This window comes from Microvirga sp. Mcv34 (assembly GCF_024519725.1).
Taxonomy (GTDB): Bacteria; Pseudomonadota; Alphaproteobacteria; order Rhizobiales; family Beijerinckiaceae; genus Microvirga.
Genome location: NZ_JALJRK010000002.1, coordinates 103,038 through 122,166 on the forward strand (window position 1 = coordinate 103,038; position 19,129 = coordinate 122,166).

18 protein-coding genes are annotated in these 19,129 nt (G+C 64.3%); 10 read left to right on the forward strand and 8 right to left on the reverse strand.

The window, feature by feature from the left end:
• The first annotated feature begins 166 nt into the window (after positions 1–166).
• From OC446_RS01865 to OC446_RS01880, 4 genes are all read left to right on the forward strand, one after another.
• Entirely contained in the window at positions 167–1,006 is an 840-nt protein-coding gene (locus tag OC446_RS01865; protein ID WP_262027336.1) for a flagellin, read from the forward strand.
• Positions 1,007–1,480: 474 nt separating this feature from the next.
• Positions 1,481–2,320: a flagellin gene (locus OC446_RS01870; RefSeq protein WP_262027337.1), complete on the forward strand. Its 840-nt coding sequence runs from the start codon at positions 1,481–1,483 to the stop codon at positions 2,318–2,320.
• A 72-nt stretch (positions 2,321–2,392) separates the two neighbouring features.
• On the forward strand, positions 2,393–2,947 hold the full coding sequence (locus OC446_RS01875; protein WP_262027338.1) for a hypothetical protein: 555 nt from the start codon (positions 2,393–2,395) through the stop codon (positions 2,945–2,947).
• A gap of 38 nt (positions 2,948–2,985) precedes the next feature.
• Positions 2,986–3,771: a DUF1217 domain-containing protein gene (locus OC446_RS01880; RefSeq protein ID WP_262027339.1), complete on the forward strand. Its 786-nt coding sequence runs from the start codon at positions 2,986–2,988 to the stop codon at positions 3,769–3,771.
• A 1-nt stretch (position 3,772) separates the two neighbouring features.
• On the opposite strand, the gene OC446_RS01885 is transcribed toward OC446_RS01880, so the two are convergent.
• The gene (locus OC446_RS01885; RefSeq protein ID WP_262027340.1) at positions 3,773–4,153 is read right to left on the reverse strand and encodes a hypothetical protein; all 381 of its coding nucleotides are present in this window, start codon (positions 4,151–4,153) and stop codon (positions 3,773–3,775) included.
• 663 nt (positions 4,154–4,816) lie between these two features.
• On the opposite strand from OC446_RS01885, the gene OC446_RS01890 reads away from it, so the two are divergent.
• Entirely contained in the window at positions 4,817–5,491 is a 675-nt protein-coding gene (locus OC446_RS01890) for a transglutaminase-like cysteine peptidase (RefSeq protein ID WP_262027341.1), read from the forward strand.
• A gap of 81 nt (positions 5,492–5,572) precedes the next feature.
• Here the strand turns inward: OC446_RS01890 and OC446_RS01895 are convergent, their stop codons facing one another.
• A complete protein-coding gene (locus OC446_RS01895) occupies positions 5,573–6,157 on the reverse strand; it encodes a hypothetical protein (RefSeq protein WP_262027342.1) in 585 nt (194 codons plus the stop codon).
• A gap of 200 nt (positions 6,158–6,357) precedes the next feature.
• Here OC446_RS01895 and OC446_RS01900 point away from each other — a divergent pair, with 200 nt between their 5' ends.
• Positions 6,358–8,028 carry a methyl-accepting chemotaxis protein gene (locus tag OC446_RS01900; RefSeq protein WP_262027343.1) on the forward strand — a complete coding sequence of 557 codons (1,671 nt, stop codon included), beginning with the start codon at positions 6,358–6,360 and terminating at the stop codon, positions 8,026–8,028.
• A gap of 28 nt (positions 8,029–8,056) precedes the next feature.
• Here the strand turns inward: OC446_RS01900 and OC446_RS01905 are convergent, their stop codons facing one another.
• Both OC446_RS01905 and OC446_RS01910 read right to left on the reverse strand, forming a co-directional pair.
• Positions 8,057–8,500 (reverse strand): response regulator, encoded by a 444-nt coding sequence (locus OC446_RS01905; RefSeq protein WP_262027344.1) that lies wholly within the window; start codon positions 8,498–8,500, stop codon positions 8,057–8,059.
• Between the two features lie 4 nt (positions 8,501–8,504).
• Positions 8,505–8,684, reverse strand: coding sequence for a hypothetical protein (locus tag OC446_RS01910; protein WP_262027345.1), 180 nt, complete (start codon positions 8,682–8,684; stop codon positions 8,505–8,507).
• Here OC446_RS01910 and OC446_RS01915 point away from each other — a divergent pair.
• The 3 genes from OC446_RS01915 (at position 8,665) to OC446_RS01925 (ending at position 10,049) form a co-directional block, all read left to right on the forward strand.
• The gene (locus tag OC446_RS01915; protein WP_262027346.1) at positions 8,665–9,060 is read left to right on the forward strand and encodes a response regulator; all 396 of its coding nucleotides are present in this window, start codon (positions 8,665–8,667) and stop codon (positions 9,058–9,060) included. The two genes, OC446_RS01910 and OC446_RS01915, sit on opposite strands and share 20 nt — an antisense overlap.
• Before the next feature lie 43 nt (positions 9,061–9,103).
• Positions 9,104–9,526, forward strand: a complete 423-nt coding sequence (locus OC446_RS01920; protein WP_262027347.1) for a response regulator — start codon at positions 9,104–9,106, stop codon at positions 9,524–9,526.
• A gap of 112 nt (positions 9,527–9,638) precedes the next feature.
• Positions 9,639–10,049: a response regulator gene (locus OC446_RS01925; protein WP_262027348.1), complete on the forward strand. Its 411-nt coding sequence runs from the start codon at positions 9,639–9,641 to the stop codon at positions 10,047–10,049.
• 202 nt (positions 10,050–10,251) lie between these two features.
• Here OC446_RS01925 and OC446_RS01930 read toward each other — a convergent pair whose 3' ends face one another.
• Complete coding sequence (locus tag OC446_RS01930) at positions 10,252–13,734, reverse strand: indolepyruvate ferredoxin oxidoreductase family protein (protein WP_262027349.1); 3,483 nt, start codon at positions 13,732–13,734, stop codon at positions 10,252–10,254.
• Positions 13,735–13,864: 130 nt separating this feature from the next.
• On the opposite strand from OC446_RS01930, the gene OC446_RS01935 reads away from it, so the two are divergent.
• Positions 13,865–14,350, forward strand: coding sequence for an Lrp/AsnC family transcriptional regulator (locus OC446_RS01935; RefSeq protein WP_410054989.1), 486 nt, complete (start codon positions 13,865–13,867; stop codon positions 14,348–14,350).
• Positions 14,351–14,517: 167 nt separating this feature from the next.
• Here the strand turns inward: OC446_RS01935 and OC446_RS01940 are convergent, their stop codons facing one another.
• Genes OC446_RS01940 through paaZ form a run of 3 tightly spaced genes read right to left on the reverse strand, consistent with a single transcriptional unit; the run spans position 14,518 to position 19,079 of the window.
• Positions 14,518–14,937: a PaaI family thioesterase gene (locus tag OC446_RS01940; RefSeq protein ID WP_262027350.1), complete on the reverse strand. Its 420-nt coding sequence runs from the start codon at positions 14,935–14,937 to the stop codon at positions 14,518–14,520.
• Between the two features lie 27 nt (positions 14,938–14,964).
• A complete protein-coding gene (locus tag OC446_RS01945; protein WP_262027440.1) occupies positions 14,965–17,052 on the reverse strand; it encodes a 3-hydroxyacyl-CoA dehydrogenase NAD-binding domain-containing protein in 2,088 nt (695 codons plus the stop codon).
• Positions 17,052–19,079 carry a phenylacetic acid degradation bifunctional protein PaaZ gene (paaZ, locus tag OC446_RS01950; protein WP_262027351.1) on the reverse strand — a complete coding sequence of 676 codons (2,028 nt, stop codon included), beginning with the start codon at positions 19,077–19,079 and terminating at the stop codon, positions 17,052–17,054. Before paaZ ends, OC446_RS01945 begins: the two co-directional genes overlap by 1 nt.
• Positions 19,080–19,129: the final 50 nt, after the last annotated feature.

Below are 19,129 nucleotides of genomic sequence, written 5' to 3' on the forward strand. Positions count from 1 at the left end.
AGAGAGCCACTACTACGGCTCGGCATGACGCCGCTCTATTTTACCGGTTCAAGCCCGGATGCATGTGAACAGCGGATCGATACCCCTCGAGGCATGATGCCACTCCGCTGGGTCGGTTAGATTCCGACATTCCCTGAACCCTCTTCATCATTCAAGGAACACACACATGTCCTCCATCCTTACCAATGCCTCCGCCCTGACCGCTCTGCGCAACCTCAGCAACACGCAGAACGCCCTGAGCAAGACCCAGAGCCAGATCTCCACCGGCCTCAAGGTGGGTTCCGCCTCCGACAACACCACCAACTGGTCGGTGTCGACGCAGATGAAGACCGACAACAGCGTGATCGGCACCATCAAGGAGCGGCTGAAGCAGAACAGCGACCTGCTCACCACTGCCTCGTCGGCCCTCGATGGCCTTGTGAACACCGTCGACAAGATCAAGGTCGAGTTGGCCAAGGCTGCCGATGCGAAGACCGATGCCGAGTTCACTGCCATCGGAACGTCGCTCACGAAGCTCAGCGAAGAGCTCACGAAGAACATCTCGAATGCGGCCCTCAATGGCGTCAACCTGCTTGACGGCTCCAAGACAGACCCGATCAAGATGGTTTCCGGCTTCGCTGGCGGCACGGGTGCCGACACCTTCAACTTTATCGAGTTCACTGCGGTCGACATCAGCGACGCGGCCACCACTGCAACGGACACCTTCGCGGACGTCGCCGACTCCGACACGGCGGTCGACGCGGCCAAGGCTGTCGAGACGTTCCTGGGCGTGATCCGTGACTATGCTGTCGAGCTCGGCGCAGCCAAGAACCAGATCGAGGCTCAGTCGAAGTTCCTGGGCGTTCTGAGCGAGTCGCTGACGAACAGCGTCAGCTCGCTGGTCGACGCCGACATGAACGAGGCTTCGACCCGCCTGCAGGCTCTGCAGACGCAGCAGCAGCTCGGCGTGCAGTCGCTCTCGATCGCCAACCAGAACAGCCAGATGATCCTGCGTCTCTTCCAGTAAGAGCCTTAGAGATCACCAAATGAAGGCTCTGCCTCTAGTGAGGCAGAGCCTTTTTGCGTTGTGCGGGCGAAAGGGCGAGGTCTCTTGTGAGGTTGTGCAGCGCAAGTATTGGCTTCTGTTTACTGTCGCGATTGGACGATTGTGCTTGCGGTCCGGCCCATTTAAAAAGTTAACGAAAGGTAAATTTGCTCCTAGACATCATTAAGTTTAATTTTTATCCTTGACGCGAGGAAAGGGCGTCGCTATTGAAGGGACATGGACGCGACGACAGATTGAGACATCGATCGGACGCGCTAAGACAGCACTGTGGAGAGCCACTACTACGGCTCGGCATGACGCCGCTCTATTTTACCGGTTCAAGCCCGGATGCATGTGAACAGCGGATCGATACCCCTCGAGGCATGATGCCACTCCGCTGGGTCGGTTAGATTCCGACATTCCCTGAACCCTCTTCATCATTCAAGGAACACACACATGTCCTCCATCCTTACCAATGCCTCCGCCCTGACCGCTCTGCGCAACCTCAGCAACACGCAGAACGCCCTGAGCAAGACCCAGAGCCAGATCTCCACCGGCCTCAAGGTGGGTTCCGCCTCCGACAACACCACCAACTGGTCGGTGTCGACGCAGATGAAGACCGACAACAGCGTGATCGGCACCATCAAGGAGCGGCTGAAGCAGAACAGCGACCTGCTCACCACTGCCTCGTCGGCCCTCGATGGCCTTGTGAACACCGTCGACAAGATCAAGGTCGAGTTGGCCAAGGCTGCCGATGCGAAGACCGATGCCGAGTTCACTGCCATCGGAACGTCGCTCACGAAGCTCAGCGAAGAGCTCACGAAGAACATCTCGAATGCGGCCCTCAATGGCGTCAACCTGCTTGACGGCTCCAAGACAGACCCGATCAAGATGGTTTCCGGCTTCGCTGGCGGCACGGGTGCCGACACCTTCAACTTTATCGAGCTCACTGCGGTCGACATCAGCGACGCGGCCACCACTGCAACGGACACCTTCGCGGACGTCGCCGACTCCGACACGGCGGTCGACGCGGCCAAGGCTGTCGAGACGTTCCTGGGCGTGATCCGTGACTATGCTGTCGAGCTCGGCGCAGCCAAGAACCAGATCGAGGCTCAGTCGAAGTTCCTGAACGTTCTGAGCGAGTCGCTGACGAACAGCGTCAGCTCGCTGGTCGACGCCGACATGAACGAGGCTTCGACCCGCCTGCAGGCTCTGCAGACGCAGCAGCAGCTCGGCGTGCAGTCGCTCTCGATCGCCAACCAGAACAGCCAGATGATCCTGAAGCTCTTCCAGTAAGAGCCTTCTGATCGGTAACGACAAGGCCCCGTCTTGCAAAAGGCGGGGCTTTCTTTTGGGACCGGCTGAGTCATGTTGAAGGTATTCCAGCGTACGATCGTTCTCGTATCCGCCTGCTCGTTGAGCGCGGCGCCAACCGACTTGTCGGTCGCCGCGACAGGCGCTCTCCGGACGTGGAACTATGCCCTGCAGACCGACCAGGATGGCGCCCCGAACCGGGCACTGGCGCAGGTCAGGGGGGAGGGGGGCAGCTCCCTCTGGTTTTCCTGCACGAAAGTCTCGGCGGAGGATGAGCCGCCGCAAGTGGCCGTCGCGGCCACCGTGATGCAGAGGGCCTATCTCGGGCCCAGCGACAACCGGGGGCGGAGCACGGTCTATTGGCTGGATGACCATCCTCCGGAAGTCTCCCACTGGGTCTACCGCGACCGCTACGGCCAGTTGCGTGGCGAGGATCAGGTGATGGGCTTCGTCACAAGCCTCGCGACAGCACAGACGCTTATCGTCGAACTTGCGAATTTCCGCCTCGAGCCGCAGAGCGTGAGGTTTTACCTCGATCCCGGAGAGACCCAGGCGGTGGTCGAGCGGTTTTCGAAGGATTGCCGGACCATCGCAACGGCACGGGATTGATGAGCGGTGCGCGGCTAGACGAGCCGAAGGAGTGAACGATGATCAGCACGATGACGCGCTATCAGCTGTTGCAGAGCAACACCGCGCTGACCAAGAATCTCACCCAGAACGACGCGATGGTCAAACGCGATACCGAATACTATCGGGCGAACATCTCGAAGGTGAAGACCGTCGACGAGTTCATGAAGGACTACCGTCTCTTCAGCTATGCCATGAAGGCCTATGGCCTTGAGGACATGATCTACGCCAAGGCTTTCATGAAGAAAGTGCTCACGGAAGGCGTTACCTCGTCCACGAGCATGGCGAACAAGCTGGTCGATCCGCGCTACAAGGAATTCGCCAGGGCATTCGACTTTGCCTCCAAAGGCGACAAGGCAACCTCCGAGGCCAGTGCGACGACGGAAGCCGTGAGCAAGTACTACCAGCAGACGCTGGAGAACAAGGAGGGCGAGCAGAACGAAGGCGTGAGGCTCGCGCTTTACTTCAAGCGGAAGGCGTCCAGCGTCGCCTCGACGATGGGATTGCTGGCGGACAAGCGCCTTCTGACATTCATGCAGACGACGTTCAACATCCCCAAGGAAGCATCGAAGGCAAGCATCGATCTGCAGGTTCGCAACCTGGAGAAGCACATCAATATCAAGGATCTGCAGGACCCGAAGAAGGTCGACAAGCTGATCATGCGGTTCTCCGCCATGTGGGACATGAACAACGCCAGCCTGGAGCAGGTTTCCCCTGTGCTGACACTGTTCTCGGATCCGACGGAAGCAGGCATCAGCGTCGACCTGATGATGAGCATCACCAAGCTCCGGCGCGGGGGCTTCTGATCTAGCCCTTGGCCGAGACCACGTTCACGACGATCCGCTCATCGACCGGCATCGCGTCATAGGGCGCGTTCACGACGAACACACCGCTGCAGATCGTCGTGACCTTGCGCGCCGATGCGTGGTGCTTGTCCGCACCGGTCAGGTAGTTCACGGTGTAGTAGGGCTCGCCGCCGACATAAGCGGTCTGCCTGCTCTCGAAGATGTAGCCGACCTGGGTCGGACTGATCCGATAGACGGTTCGCGGCGGGCCCCAGGCGGCGATGCGCGCCGAGATGGGCTTGCCGACATAATCCGAGCACGATACGGCAAGGGGTTCCTGGACCGCCGGCACGCAGCCGCCGACACCGAGGGCGACCGCAAGCGTCGCGAAGAGCGTTCTCAAGACAATCCCCCAGATCGGACGAAATCCATTCGGAGCCTGCACTATACCGGCGATCCGCCTCGGATGAAGCCTTTCTTGCCAGCGTAGTAAACCATCGACCGCAGGTGACGCGCCCGCATCGAAGACAGTCAGGTTCGGGCAAGGTTTATGCTTCATATTGAAGGAGTACCTCCGAGTGATGAGGAGAGATCCATGGCTATCGTTCTGGTGCCGGTCGTCGCAGCATCTCTGGTCGGGCTGATTGGGATGCCCGTCATTCGCCTCATGATTTCGTCAGCAAGGACGAGGCATTGGGCCAGAAGTCGCAGCATGGCGCAGGGTCGATCCTGAAACAAAACCCGTCTTTCCGCGCAGAGGTGCCGAATGGAAGGGCGATGTTCGTCCGCGACGTTGCTGACGGGTTCTCTGCACATGCCTCACGCGGATCGGTTCACCGGTTTAGCCTAGGGACCGTGCTCCGACATAACTCGCCATTGTATTGGCGCCGCCCCGATGCTGATCTTTCCTCTTCATTCGGGTAGGTCGCAAGCGGCGGTTGCTTGTTCTGTTGCTGGAAGTCAACAGTGCCGCGACCTTCGTGATCTTGCGGCAAGTTCACACTTGCGCCCGGCATCCGCTGCTGACAGCTTTATTGAAAATAATAAAACTGAACAGGTGCGGGGCATGTGCGGGATTACTATCAAAGATTCAGAACGGCGCAGTCGACGTCTTCGTCGCTTCTTCGCGTCAGCAGGTCTCGCGGCCCTTGTCCTGTCGGCCACGGCCGGAGCCGGATCGGCGCTCGAATTTCCGCATTTCACCACGCGGGGCAGCGGTGACACGCTCTATGCCGTCGGAGCCGCCGGGCCGACACCGGCCTGGATCGAATTCTGCACGCAGCGGCCGCAGGAATGCGCCCACAATCCGTCCGAGCCCGACACCATCGTTCTCGATCAGGCGATCTGGAAGCTGATTGTCGACGTGAACGAGCAGGTGAACAAGGAGATCGCGCCGGTCACGGACCAGGATCACTGGGGTGTCGCCGATCGCTGGGATTATCCGGACGACGGCATGGGCGATTGCGAGGATATCCAGCTGCTCAAGCGCCGCCGTCTCACGCAGGCCGGTTTGCCGCAGCGGGCCCTGCGCATGACCGTGGTGATCGACGAACTCGGGGCAGGGCACGCGGTTCTCATGGCGCGCACGGATCGCGGCGACTACATCCTCGACAACAAGCGCAACGCCGTCCTTCCCTGGCAGCAGACGGGATATCGCTATGTGAAGCGGGAAGGGTCGGACGGCACCGATTGGGTTTGGCTCGGCAACCAGGCTGGCCCGGTCGCGACCGCGACGAAATAGGAGACGGGCGTTTCGCGGAACGCCGCTTCCCATTCATTCTTCGATGTGGCGAAAGGCGCGCGATGGTGCGCCCTATGCTCTTCAGCTCGACGCCCGCGCCGGCGACTGCGTGATCATGGTCTCGGTCGTCAGGACCACCCAACCGGCATCGGAGCGCTCGATGGAGATCACTTGGCCGATGCCGGGCAGGGTCATTCCGGGCGTGACCCACCAGATGCCGTCTGGGCCTTCGATCAGGGCGGACTCGCCCGTGGCCCGATGGAGAACGTAGCGTTGGAACTGAGGGCTTCTGGCGGCGCTCTGGGTCGTGGCGACCTTGTGGCTCGCCGTCGATTCAAGCTCTTTCTTCGCCAGTGAGCCCGTCGTCGCGGGGCTCAGGTCGATGGTGCGCGTCACGGCCTTGCCGCTGGTCGTGTCGGCCACGACGCCCGTAAGATAGGTGTAGCTTTCGCTGAAATGCAGCGCATAAACCGGCAGGCCGATGGCCGACAGGGTGAGGGCCAGGCCGAGGCACATCACGATACGATCGCCGACCGCTTCACGCGCGCGGATCGATTCCTCGATGCGCTGGACCTTGCGCTCCCGCCGCTCGGCCGTGGAGACGTGTTCCCTGGCGCTTCCAGCCCTGGCCACCTGCTCCAAAACCTTGTCGAACCGAATGCCCATGGAAACCGCCACGTTGAGAACCGCGTGCCATCATGCGTATGGGCTTATGCTTAAGAAATCGTCACTCGGGCGGCGAAACTTGGCCGTATACCTCCAAAGGGTGAGGGCTTGCGTCGAACAAGCCTCGCGCAAGCCACGGCGCGATACCATGACCTGTCGTACAGAGATGTTGTGGCGGGTTCGACCGCCCGAGGTTTATCATGAAAATCAGGACGAAGATTTTTGCGCTTGTGGCGGCTCTGAGCCTCGTCGCGGTCGTGACCGCCGCCGTGGGCATCAATACATTGCAGACCTATCACAAGGCCGTCGATGACGTGCGCCTTGCGGCCACACGCGCCCTTTATGGCGAGCGCCTCAACCGGCTCGTGACCCATGTGGTCATGGAAGCCAGGGGGATCTACGCGTCGAAAGACACGGCCGAGGCGCGCAAGTTCGGTGACGGGCTTCTCGCGACCCTGAAGGACGTGGATGCGCTGTTGAAGGAATGGGAACCGATCGTTCCGGCCGCGAACAGGGCCCTGTTTGATGCGGTCGTGAGGGATGCGGCGGAGTTCGCCAAATTCCGCTCCGAGACGGTGCGTCTCGGCAACGAGGTCTCTCCCACGGCTGCCAATGCGCAGGGCAATACCGAAGCGAACCGCGCCAACCGGAAGGCCTTCCAGGTCAGCATCGATGCTCTGACCAAGCGCGGCAGCGAGGAGATCAAGGCGGTCAACCGGCGCGCGGCCGAACTCTACGACCAGCGCCTGATGCTCCTCGTCGGGATCGCCCTTGCGGGCACCGTCCTTGCGCTGCTGATCGGGTGGCTCGTCGGCCACCGGCAGATCGCCCAGCCCCTGCGGCGCGTGACTGACGCGATCCGCAGGCTCGCCGCGGGCGACTACGACCTGCCGCACGCCAAGGTGGGCAAGGACGAGATCGGCGATATCTGGCAGGCGACGCAGGTCTTCGCCGGCGCCATGCAGGAGGCCGAGAACCTTCGTCTTGCACAGGCCGAGGCCGAGAAGCAGGCGGCGGAGCGGCGCCGGCTCGAGATGATGGCGCTCGCTCAGAGTTTCGAGGGCAGCGTCGGCGGACTGGTGCAGCATCTCTCCGTCGCCGCGCAGCAGATGGAGGCGACGGCCCGTTCCATGGCCTCGACCGCGCAGCAGACGAACCAGCAGTCGAACTCGGTGGCGGCCGCCGCCGAGGAGACCTCCAGCAACGTGCAGGCCGTCGCGGCGGCGGCGGAGCAGCTCGCGGCCTCGTCCAACGAGATCGGCTCGCAGGTGTCGCAGACCTCGGTCGCGGCCGCCCGCGCCGTGGAGAACGCGCGCCGGACCAACGCGCTCGTTCAGACCCTGGCGGACGGCGCGCAGAAGATCGGCGAGGTCGTCGCCCTCATCAACACCATCGCGAGCCAGACGAACCTTCTCGCCCTCAACGCCACCATCGAGGCGGCGCGCGCCGGCGAGGCCGGCAAGGGCTTCGCCGTGGTGGCCGCCGAGGTGAAGGAACTCGCCAACCAGACCTCGCGGGCGACAGAGGATATCGGCGCGCATATCCACCAGATCCAGCAATCGACCAAGGATGCGGTCGACGCCATCCGGGATATCGGCCTCACCATCGAGGAGGTGCACCAGATCGCCACCAGCGTGGCGGCCGCCGTCGAGGAGCAGCAGGCGGCCACGCAGGAGATCGCGCGCAATGTCAGCGAGGCGGCCAGGGGCACACAGGACGTGAGCGAGAGCATCGTCCAGGTCCAGGGCGCCGCGACCCATGCGGGTTCGGCCGCGTCGCAGGTGCTAGCCGCGGCGGGCGAGCTGGCAGCCAACTCGAATGCGCTGAGCCGGGAGGTCGACGGCTTCCTGCAGGGCGTGCGGGCGGCCTAGAACAGGGCCGTCTGGGCCGTCTCGGCCGTCAGGCCGTCTTGGGCACGGGGGGAACTGCTCCACCCGTGCCGTCCTGCGTCCGGGGGCGGGCGGCCTGTGCCCTCTCGACGGCGGTACGGACGTGGGCGAGCAGGGCCGCCTGAGAATAAGGCTTGCCCAGGAAGACCGCTCCCGGTGGCAGGTCGTTCTCCCGCGGCCATTCCCGGCCCGACGCGATGACAAGCCCGATCCAGGGCCAGGTGCGGCGGACCTTCCAGGCGAGGTCGAAGCCGGTCATGCCGGGCGGCATCTCCACATCGGAGAGCACCACGTCGATCCCGATCTCGGCCTTCAGAACCGTCAGGGCCTCCTCAGCGTCGGCCGCCTCGATCACGCGGAAATGCGCCTCCATGAGAATTTCGGCCGCCACCAGCCGCACGAGCGGCTCGTCTTCCACCAGCAGAATGACGCCTAAGGGTTTCGGATCGGACAAGAGGCTAACGCGGGGTGAGGAGGGCAAAGAACGCGAAACGCGGTCCTTGATAGACCGTTCCGCCCTCCCAGGCCAGCCAATCGACGGAAACCTGCGCGAATTTGCGGGAGAACCCTTGGGACGGATGCACGTTGTCCGCGTATTGTGTCGCGTCAGGGGCAAGAATGAGCGCTGCATCCGTCACGGTTCTTCCACGCCGGACACCTCCCACCATCCTCGTCGCCGAGGTCGATGTCCGAGTCCGCTGCCTCGTCAGCGACGAGCTGCGCGGCTCGGGCTTCAAGGTCCTGGAAGCCGGGTCCTCCCAGGAGACCCTGACGGTGATCGACGCCGTCCGGGTCGACCTCCTGTTCATCGCCCTCGATCTGCCGGGGGCGCAGAGCGGGCTGGAGACCGCCCATCTGGCCGGCGCGCGGCAGAAACCCATGCGGATCATCGTCGCTTCCGCGGACGGTGAAATCGATCCGGGCGGCCTCGGTCCGCTCGTGCGCAAGCCCTATCCCGCGTCCCAGGTCGTCGGCCTCGTCATGAGCAGCCTCAATTGGCCGGAGCCTGCATAGGCCCGAAGGGAACAAGGATGGAAGCTCAACGGTTAAGCAAGCCGTGAGCACCCTGTCGACGAACATCACGGCCGATGCCGAATCCCCCCTCCCGACCGTTCTCGTGGTCGAGGACGAGGTGCTGATTCGTCTCGTGATCGCGGATTACCTGCGCGAATGCGGCTACCGGGTTCATGAGGCGGTGAATGCCGAAGAGGCCGTGGCGATCCTTCAGTCGCCGGAGGTCTCCGTCCACGTGGTGTTCAGCGACGTCGAAATGCCCGGATCGATGGATGGTTTCGGGCTGGCGCGGTGGGTCCGCAGCAACAAGCCGGGCACCGAAGTGATCCTCACGTCCGGGGCGGAACGCTCGGCCGACATCGCCGCGACCCTGTGCGAGGCCGGTCCGCTGCTGAAGAAGCCGTATCCGTCGAAGGACGTGGTCGACCGGATCAAGCAGCTCACGTTCAAGGCCAGGCGTTCCTGAGATCGGCGTTCCCCTCTCATGTCATCATCGGCGACAAGGCCGCCCATGACGGGAAGCCTCACGCCCGTGCAAGCCATGGGAACCGGATCCCGGCATGTCCGTTTGAACGTGCATGAAGCCCCATCGCAGAATCGTAAAGCAGCCGGTCGTGCTCCTGGTTGAAGACGAGCCGCTCGTTCGTCTGACGCAGGTCGATATCCTGCGGGAGGCCGAGTTCTGGGTCGTCGAGGCTCAGGATGCCGATGAGGCGTTCGAAGTGTTGAAGACCCGGCCGGACATCTCGGTGGTCCTCACGGACGTGGACATGCCTGGCTCCATCGACGGCTTCGAATTCGCGCGCCTCGTCCGGCAGGGCTGGCCCGAGGTTGGCGTCCTCGTCATCTCCGGCAAGACTGGCCCCGGCCCCGGCGACATGCCGCCCAACGCGGCGTTCCTGCACAAGCCCATCCTCCCCGATGATCTGGTGGCAGCCCTGAAGAAGGTCATGACCGCGACCCAGGGCGGCGTGAGCCAGGAGGCCTGAGGCGGTTCGGGACTTCTCGTTTCTAAGGCGCTCCTGACACAACAGTGTCATCCCCGGCGCACGCAGTGCGGGAAGGGGATCCATGGCGTCGCGCCTGATCGTGGATTCCCTTCCCCTCCGCTGCGCTCCGGCCGGGAATGACACTCTCCTACGTCATGGCCGGCCTTGTGCCGGCCATCCCGATGCTGAAGGGCTCGGCGCTTCAATCCATCGAGATCACCGGGACAAGCCCGGTGATGACGTGGCCGCTCAGCTCGGGCGCCGCTGTCGCGCGATCCCACAGGCGCTCCACGCTCGCCTGCACCTGATGGATGGCGGCTTCCTTGACCGGACCGTAGCCGCGGATGTCCATCGGGGCCTTCGCGATGGCGACGAGGTCAGCGAAGGGCCGCTGGTCGAGAGCGGCGAGGATCCTGTCGATCTGCGCCTCGTACCAGCCGATGAGCGCCCGCTCCATGCGCCGCTCGGCCGTGTAGCCGAAGACGTCGAGCGGGGTGCCGCGCAGCACCTTCAGCCGGGCGAGGACGGCGAGGGGCGTCTGAAGCCAGGGGCCGAAACTGCGCTTCTTCGGGCGGCCGCGCGCATCGCGCTTGGCGGGCAGGAGCGGCGGCGCCAGATGATAATGCACCGTGAAGTCGCCCTCGAATTGCTGCTTCAACTCGTCGAGGAAGCCCGTTTCCATGTGGAGCCGCGCCACCTCGTATTCGTCCTTGTAGGCCATGAGCTTGAACAGCGAGCGCGCCACCGCGTCGGTGAGCGTCTCGGAGCCGAGCGCCCTCTCGGCCTTGCGCACGCGCGCCACCAGGGCCTCAAAACGATCTGCATAGGCGGCGTTCTGATAGGCGGTCAGGAAGGCGGTCCGCCGGGCGATCACCTGGTCGAGCGTCTCGACTTCTTCCGGCTTGCCGCCCGCTACCTGGCGCACGACGTCCGGGTCGGCACAGAGCAGCCGGCCCCAGGCGAAGGCCTGCCGGTTGCGCTCGATGGTGACGCCGTTGAGCTCGATGGCGCGGGAGATCGCTTCGAACGACACCGGCACGAGGCCCTGCTGCCACGCGAAGCCGAGCATCATCACATTGGCATAGACCGTGTCGCCGAGCAGCGTTTCGGCGAGCGCGTTGGCATCGAGCGTCGCCATGTTGCCCGCGCCGATCACGCGCTCTATGGCGCGAAGGCGCGTGCGGCTGGCGAGGTCCGCATCGCGGAAACGCACCACGTCGCCGGTTGGCATCTCGGCGGTGTTGACCACGGCGCGCGTGCCGTGGCGATAGGTGCCCGACGCCTTGGGCGAGGAACTGACGACGAGATCGCAGCCGATCAGCGCGTCGGCCGCGCCCTGGTCGATGCGCACCTGATGCAGAGCATCGGGATCCGCCGCGAGCCGGACGAAGCTCAGCACGGGGCCGAATTTCTGCGCGAAGCCGGTGAAGTCCAGAACTGATACGCCATGCCCTTCCAGATGCGCCGCCATGCTGATGAGCGCCCCGATGGTGACGACGCCGGTGCCGCCGACGCCGGTCACGAGAAGATCGAACGGCTTCGAGAGTTCAGGAAGGGCAGGGGACGGCAGGGACGCGGCGCGCGCGGCGGCATCGAAGCCGCTCGTGGTCCTGGCCCGGCGCGTGGCGCCCTCCACGGTCACGAAGCTGGGGCAGAAACCCTCCAGGCAGGAGAAGTCCTTGTTGCAGGTGGAGAGATTGATCTTGCGCTTGCGTCCGAACGCCGTTTCTTTCGGCTCGACGCTCAGGCAGTTGGACGCCACCGAGCAATCGCCGCAGCCTTCGCAGACGAGGTCGTTGATATAGGCGAAGCGCTTCGGGTCTTCCATCTGTCCGCGCTTGCGGCGGCGGCGCTTTTCCGTCGCACAGGTCTGCTCGTAGATCAGCACCGTGACGCCGGGAATATCGCGCAGCTCCTTCTGCACCGCATCGAGATCCTCGCGCGGATGGATCGTCACGCCCTTCGGGAGGTCGGCGGAGTCGAACTTGTCCGGATGGTCCGACACGAGCGCGATGCGCGATACGCCCTCGGCGCGCACGCTGTGCGCGATGGCATGGACGCTCACGGGACCGTCGACCGGCTGGCCTCCCGTCATGGCGACCGCGTCGTTGAACAGGATCTTATAGGTGATGTTGGCGCCCGCCGCGATGGCCTGCCGGATCGCCATGGAGCCGGAATGGTAATAGGTGCCCTCGCCGAGGTTCTGGAAGATGTGGCCCTGGCCGGTGAATTTCGACGAGGCCGCCCAGTTCACGCCCTCGCCGCCCATCTGGATCAGCGACGAGGTCTCGCGGTCCATCCAGCTCGCCATGAAGTGGCAGCCGATGCCCGCGAGTGCCTTCGAGCCTTCTGGCACCTTGGTGGAGGTGTTGTGCGGGCAGCCGGAACAAAAGTAAGGCGTGCGCGTCGCGCCCGAAACAGTGATCACGCGCTCCGGTTCCGGCGTCAGCGCGGCGGCGCGCTGTGCGAGGTCGAGATCGGGGAAGATCGGGTCGAGGCGCTTGGCGAGAACGCCGGCGAGGAAGCGCGGCGAGAGTTCACCCGTCCAGGGGATGAGCCGCTCGCCGGTTTCGTCGTGCTTGCCGACCATGCGCTCGGGCTTCGAACCCGGATAATCGTAAAAATATTCCTTGAACTGGCTCTCGATGATGCCGCGCTTTTCCTCGATCACGAGGATCTCGCGCTTGCCCTTCACGAATTCCAGCGCGTCGTGCAGGGCGAGCGGCCACACCATGCCGACCTTGTAGATGTCGATGCCATGCGCCCGGCAGGCGGCTTCATCGAGGCCGATGAGGCGCAAGGCCTCCATCAGGTCGAGATGGGCCTTGCCGGCGGTGACGATGCCGTAGCTCGCGTTCAGGATGTCGTAGATGCGCCGGTCGATGGGGTTGGCTTTGGCGAAGGCATAGACCGCATGCTTCTTCGCCTCCATGCGCTCTTCGATCTGCGGACCCGGCAGGTCCGGCCAGCGATAATGCAGGCCGCCCGGCGGCGGCGTGAAATCCGGCTCGATGAAGGAGCGCGGTGGATGCAGCTCCACGGATGCGCCGGATTCGACAATCTCCGACACGGCCTTGAAGCCGACCCACATGCCGGAGAAGCGGCTCAGCGCATAGCCGTATTCGCCGAATTCGAGATATTCGCTGACGCTCGCCGGATGCAGCGTCGGCATGAACCAGCTCATGAAGGCGACGTCGGATTGATGCGGCATCGAGGACGACACGCAGCCATGGTCGTCGCCGGCGATCACCAGCACGCCGCCATGGGGCGACGAGCCATAGGCGTTGCCGTGCTTCAACGCATCGCCGGAGCGGTCAACGCCCGGACCCTTGCCGTACCAGAGGCCGAACACGCCCTGCACCTGCCGGTCTGGATTGGTCTCGACCTGCTGCGACCCGAGAACGGCGGTCGCGGCGAGGTCCTCGTTGACGGCAGGCAGGAACTCGATCCGGTGCGCCTTCAACTCGTCCTTCACGCGCCAGAGTTCGAGATCGACGCCGCCCAGCGGCGATCCGCGATAGCCGGACACGAAGCCGGCCGTGTCGAGCCCCGCCGCCTTGTCGCGCTTGGCCTGGTCGAGCACGATTCGGACGATGGCCTGGGTGCCGGTCATGAAGACCCGGCCCGTCTCGCGGGCATAGCGGTCGGTGAGCTGATAGGAATCGAGTGACGGAACGCTTTTCATCAGCTTCCTCCCGAAGCGGGACGCCTTCTTCGTTGGCTTAAATGATAATCCCGAATGGCTGGTAGATGTTTCCTGTTCATCCCCATCAAGCCGAATCTTGCGGTAGATGTTGTTGGAAATGGCGCTATAAATGGAAGAAACGACCAGTCAGGGTGGCGCCGTGTTGGACAAGCAGGACGAGCATATTCTGGCGCAGCTCCAGAAGGAGGGGCGCACGACGAACCAGCAGCTCGCCGAGGATGTGAATATGTCCACGTCCGCCTGTTGGCGGCGCGTGCGTTCGCTTGAGGAAACCGGCGTGATCGTGGGCTATGCGGCCCTGGTGGACCGGGAGAAGGCGGGGTTCTCGACCTCGGCGATCCTGCACGTATCGCTCGAACGGCACGATGCGAAATTCGTCGACGAGTTCGTGTCGCGCGTGAGGGAGCGCGCCGAGGTCATGGAATGCTTCGCGACGACGGGCGATGCCGACTACCACCTGCGCGTCGTGGTACGCGACATGAAGGCCTACAACGCGTTCCTCGACGAGTTCATGTTCCGCCTGCCGGGCATCCGCACCGTGCGCACCAATGTGGTCCTGAAGGAAATCAAGACGAGCGTCGCGCTGCCGTTCTAGACGTTCCTTCCCTAAACCACCGCCTCATCCTGAGGGCCAGGAAGTGGCGTCTCGAAGTATCGTCCAGTGTGCACTGGAGGCGCCCTCGTCCTTCGAGACGGTCGCTCCGCGACCTCCTCAGGATGAGGGCTTAGGCTTGAGCCAGCTCCTGCTTACGCAAAGTGTCTCTACCGGCCCTCGCCCAGCAACGCATAAGCAAGCTGCGCCATCGCGACGGGCCGCGCGTCCCCATCCGCCGTGAGCGTCACGCTGCCGAAGGCCATGGTACGGCCGAGGCGGACGACTTTCGCCTCCGCCAGCACGTCGGCTTTCGCAGCGGGGCGCAGGAAGTGCATGGTCTGGTCGACCGTCGTCATCGGCCTGTAGGCGCCTGCGGCGGACGACACGGCGAACACCATCGCCGTGTCGGCGAGGCTCATCAGCGCCTGCCCGCAGATCACGCCGTTGTCGCGGCAGAGCTTTTCGGAGAACCGCATGCGCAGGGTCGCGCTCTCCTGGTCGAGGCTCTCGATGGAGAGATCGAGCGCCTGCACCCAGGGCGCGAAGACGCTCCCGAGCATTTCCTCGGCGGTCGCGCGATCGAACATGAAAGATCCCCCACTTATCGCTTCCGCTTATGGGTAAAACTTCGCTCCCGACGCCGCGCGACTGACGAGACCCTCGGCCGGCTCCCAGCCGGGCCCGTCCTGCGCGGCGCGCTCCCTCACCTGCGCGAGGATCGGCTGCAAGCCTACACGGTCCGCCTCGAACAGAGGACCGCCGCGCCAAGCCGGATAGCCGTATCCGTGCATCATCACCACATCCACGTCGAGCGGCCGTTCGACAATGTGCTCGTCGAGAATCTTGCACGCCTCGTTGACGATGGCGGCGCGGATGCGCGACTGGATCTCGTCGGCCGAGATGGCGCGCCGCGTCAGCCCGCGCCGCTGCGACGCCTCCTCGACGAGCGCCGTCACGGCCGAATCGACCTCCCGCTTGCCGCCCTCGTAGCGATACCAGCCCGCGCCGGTCTTGCGCCCGAACCGCCCCGCCTCGCAGAGCCGGTCGGCGATGTCCACATAGCGCTCGCGCGGATCGCGGGTCGGCGCCAGCCGCTTGCGGCGCGCCCAGTTGATGTCGAGCCCGGCGAGGTCCGAGACGGCGAAAGGCCCCATCGGGAAGCCGAAGGCTTCGAGCGCGGCATCGACCTCGTGCGGCAGCGCACCCTCTTCGAGCAGGTACTCCGCCTGCTGGCGATAGCGCGACAGGATCCGGTTGCCCACGAAGCCGTCGCAGACCCGGCAGACCACCGGGATCTTGCGCAGGCGCTTGGCGAGGGCGAGCCCCGTGGCGACTACATCGGCGGCGGTCGCGCCGGTCCGGACGATCTCGATGAGCTTCATCACATGGGCCGGGCTGAAGAAATGCAGGCCGACCACATCGGCCGGCCGTGATGTGGCAGCGGCTATCAGCGAGATATCAAGGTAACTGGTATTCGTTGCTAGGATCGTGCCAGGCGGCAGGATGGCGTCGAGATCGCGGAAAAGCGCGCGTTTGACGTCCAGATCCTCGAACACCGCCTCGATGACCAGATCCCGATCCGACAGGGAGGAGATACCAACCGCATACCCGATGGCTTTCAAGCGTTCGTCCCGCACGGCCGAGGTGATCCGGCCGCTCGCAACCTGCTTGTCGTAGACGTCCCTCACCCGGGCCTGCCCGGCGCCAAGAGCTTGTTCGCTCGTCTCGACGATCCTGACGTCGAAGCCCGCATCCGCAAAGGCGATGGCGATCCCGGAGCCCATGGTCCCGGCCCCGACGATTCCGACCTTTTGAACGGAGCGCGGTTCGACCGAGTCGAGCCCGGGCAGGCGCATCACCTCCCGCTCGGCGAAGAAGGCATGCCGCAGGGCCGCCGATTGCTCGGAGGAGCGCAGCTCCAGGAAGGTCTCGCGCTCCCGTGCCATGCCATCCTGAAGCGGCAGGTTCGCGGCCTGCAAAACGAGCTCCGCGGCCTTGTCCGGAGCTTCAGCGCCCCTTGCTTTTTTCCGGATTTCCGCGGTTTTCGCCGATGCCGCCTCAGCATCCATCGGCGTCACAATCCGATCACCGGTGCGGCGCAGCGGCTGACCAATCAGCTCCTGCGCCAGCGCTATCGCATCCTGCCGAAGATCGCCGGAGGAGAGCCGGTCGATAAGGCCGAGACGCAGGGCTTCCGGCGCCTTGACGGGGCGTCCGCTGGTCACGAGGTCCAGGGCCGCGTCCAGCCCGACGAGCCGGGGCAGGCGCTGCGTGCCGCCGGCTCCCGGCACCAGCCCGAGCTTGACCTCAGGCAGGCCCAGGCTCGCGCCCGCCTCGGCCACGCGGGCATGGCAGGCCAGCGCGATCTCGCAGCCTCCCCCGAGAGCCGTGCCCTGGATTGCCGCGACGACGGGCTTGGAGCAGGCCTCGATGGCATTGATCACGTCGGGAAGGTGCGGCTCGCGCGGAACCTGACCGAATTCGCGGATGTCGGCGCCGGCCACGAAGGTCTTCCCCGCGCAGGCGATCACCACGGCTTCGATCCGGGGATTGTTGTCCACCTCCCGGATCGCCGCGAGCAATCCCGCCCGGACCGCCTGCGACGTGGCGTTGACCGGCGGATTATCGATCTCGATCAGGGCGACTGGGCTTGTGGGGATCAACCTGACCGGATCGATGCCCTCGGGCGAGGCCGCGCCCATCATGGGCGCACCGCGTTCATCGTGAGGAGTTCGTAGGTTGCAACCGTTTCACCCTTGTCCGTCATGATCTCCACGTCCCACCGTACCTCGCCGTATTGCTCGTTGCGCGGCGATTTGGATTTCGCCGTCAGCCGGACCTTGATGGTCTCTCCCGGCTGCACGGGTTTGACGAAACGTAAGGAGTCGAGACCGTAATTGGCAAGCACCGGCCCGAGATCCGGGTCGACGAAGAGGCCTGCCGCGAAGGACAGCAGCAGATAACCGTGGGCCACGCGGCCCGGGAAGAATGGATGATCCTTCGTCGCCTCTTCGCTCATATGAGCATAGAAGGTATCGCCGGTGAATTCCGCGAAATGCTCGATGTCCTCGAGACTGATCGTGCGTTCCTTGGAAACGAAGGTCTGGCCGATGGCGAGATCCTCGAAATAGTAGCGGAAGGGGTGGCGTCCCGCTTCGATGGTGGGCGCTCCCTTGATCCAGCTCTGCGTCACGCGCGAGAGCATGGCGGGCGAACCCTGCAGGGCCGTGCGCTGCATGTAATGGTGCACGCCGCGCATGCCGCCGAGCTCCTCGCCGCCGCCAGCGCGCCCCGGCCCGCCATGGACCATGTGGGGCATCGGCGAGCCATGGCCCGTCTGCTCCTTGGCGCAGTCGCGGTCGATCAGCACGAGACGGCCGTGGAAGGCGCCGACGCCGAAGACGAGATCGGTCGCCGCAGCGGGATCGTAGGTGTAGAGCGAGGCGACGAGGCTGCCGTCGCCCTTATTGGCCAGGGCCACGGCCTGATCGAGGCCGTCATAGCCCATGACGGTGCAGACGGGGCCGAAAGCCTCGACGCTGTGCACGTTCTTGGCTCGGATCGGGTCCGCACAATGCAGCACGAGCGGGGGAAGGAAGGCGCCGCGCTCCCGGTCAGCGCCCTCGACCGTGAAGTTGTCGGGATCGCCGACGACGATATCCGCTTCCGCCCGCAACTTCGCCACTTGGGCAAGCACGTCGCGGCGCTGCCCGAGGCCGACGACCGGGCCCATACGGACGCCTTCGAGCTCGGGGTTGCCGACCTTGACCTTGGACAGCCGCTCACCCAAGGCATCGATCACCGCCGGCACAAGGGCATTTGGCGCGATGGCGCGCCGAATGGCCGTGCATTTCTGCCCGGCCTTCACGGTCATCTCCTTGGCGACCTCCTTGACGAAGAGGTCGAATTCCGGCGTTCCCGGCCCGGCATCGGGCGCCAGGATGGCGGCGTTCAGCGAGTCGCGCTCGGCGATGAAGCGCACGGATTCGCGCGCGATGACCGGGTGCCGCTGCAGCTTCTGGGCCGTGTCGGCGGAGCCGGTGAACGAGACCACATCCTGGCAGGTCAGGTGGTCAAAAAGATCACCCGTGGAACCGACGATGCATTGCAGGGCACCATCGGGAAGGATACGGGATTCCGCGATCATCCGCAGCAGCGCGTGCGCCACGTAGGACGTGATCGTCGCGGGCTTCGTGACCACCGGCACGCCGGCCAGAATGGCGGGGGCCAGCTTCTCGAGCATGCCCCAGCAGGGAAAGTTGAAGGCGTTGATGTGGACGGCGACCCCGTGGAGCGGCGTCATCACGTGCTGGCCGACGAAGCTGCCGCCCTTCGACAGGGCTTCGACATTGCCGTCCAGAAGGAAGGTGGTGTTGGGTAGTTCGCGGCGGCCCTTGGAGGCATAGACGAAGAGAGTGCCGATGCCGCCGTCCACGTCGATGAAGTTGTCGGTTCGCGTGGTGCCGGTCTGGAAGGAAAGCGTGTAGAGCTGGTCCTTGCGCTCTGACAGGTAAATGGCAAGTCGTTTCAGAAGCTCTGCCCGCTGATGGAAGGTGAGCTTCCGTAGGGCGGGACCGCCGACCTGTCGGGCATAAGCCAGCACTTCGTTCATATCGAGGCCGCCGCTGGCGACCTGCGCGACCACATCGCCGGTGACGGCGCTGTGAATGTCGGCCAGATCCTGACCGGGCGACATCCAACTTCCGCGAACGAAGCTCTCGAGTCTCATGGGGCACCTTGGATTGCTATGACGGGCGGCGGGATTGGCATCGCCGGATC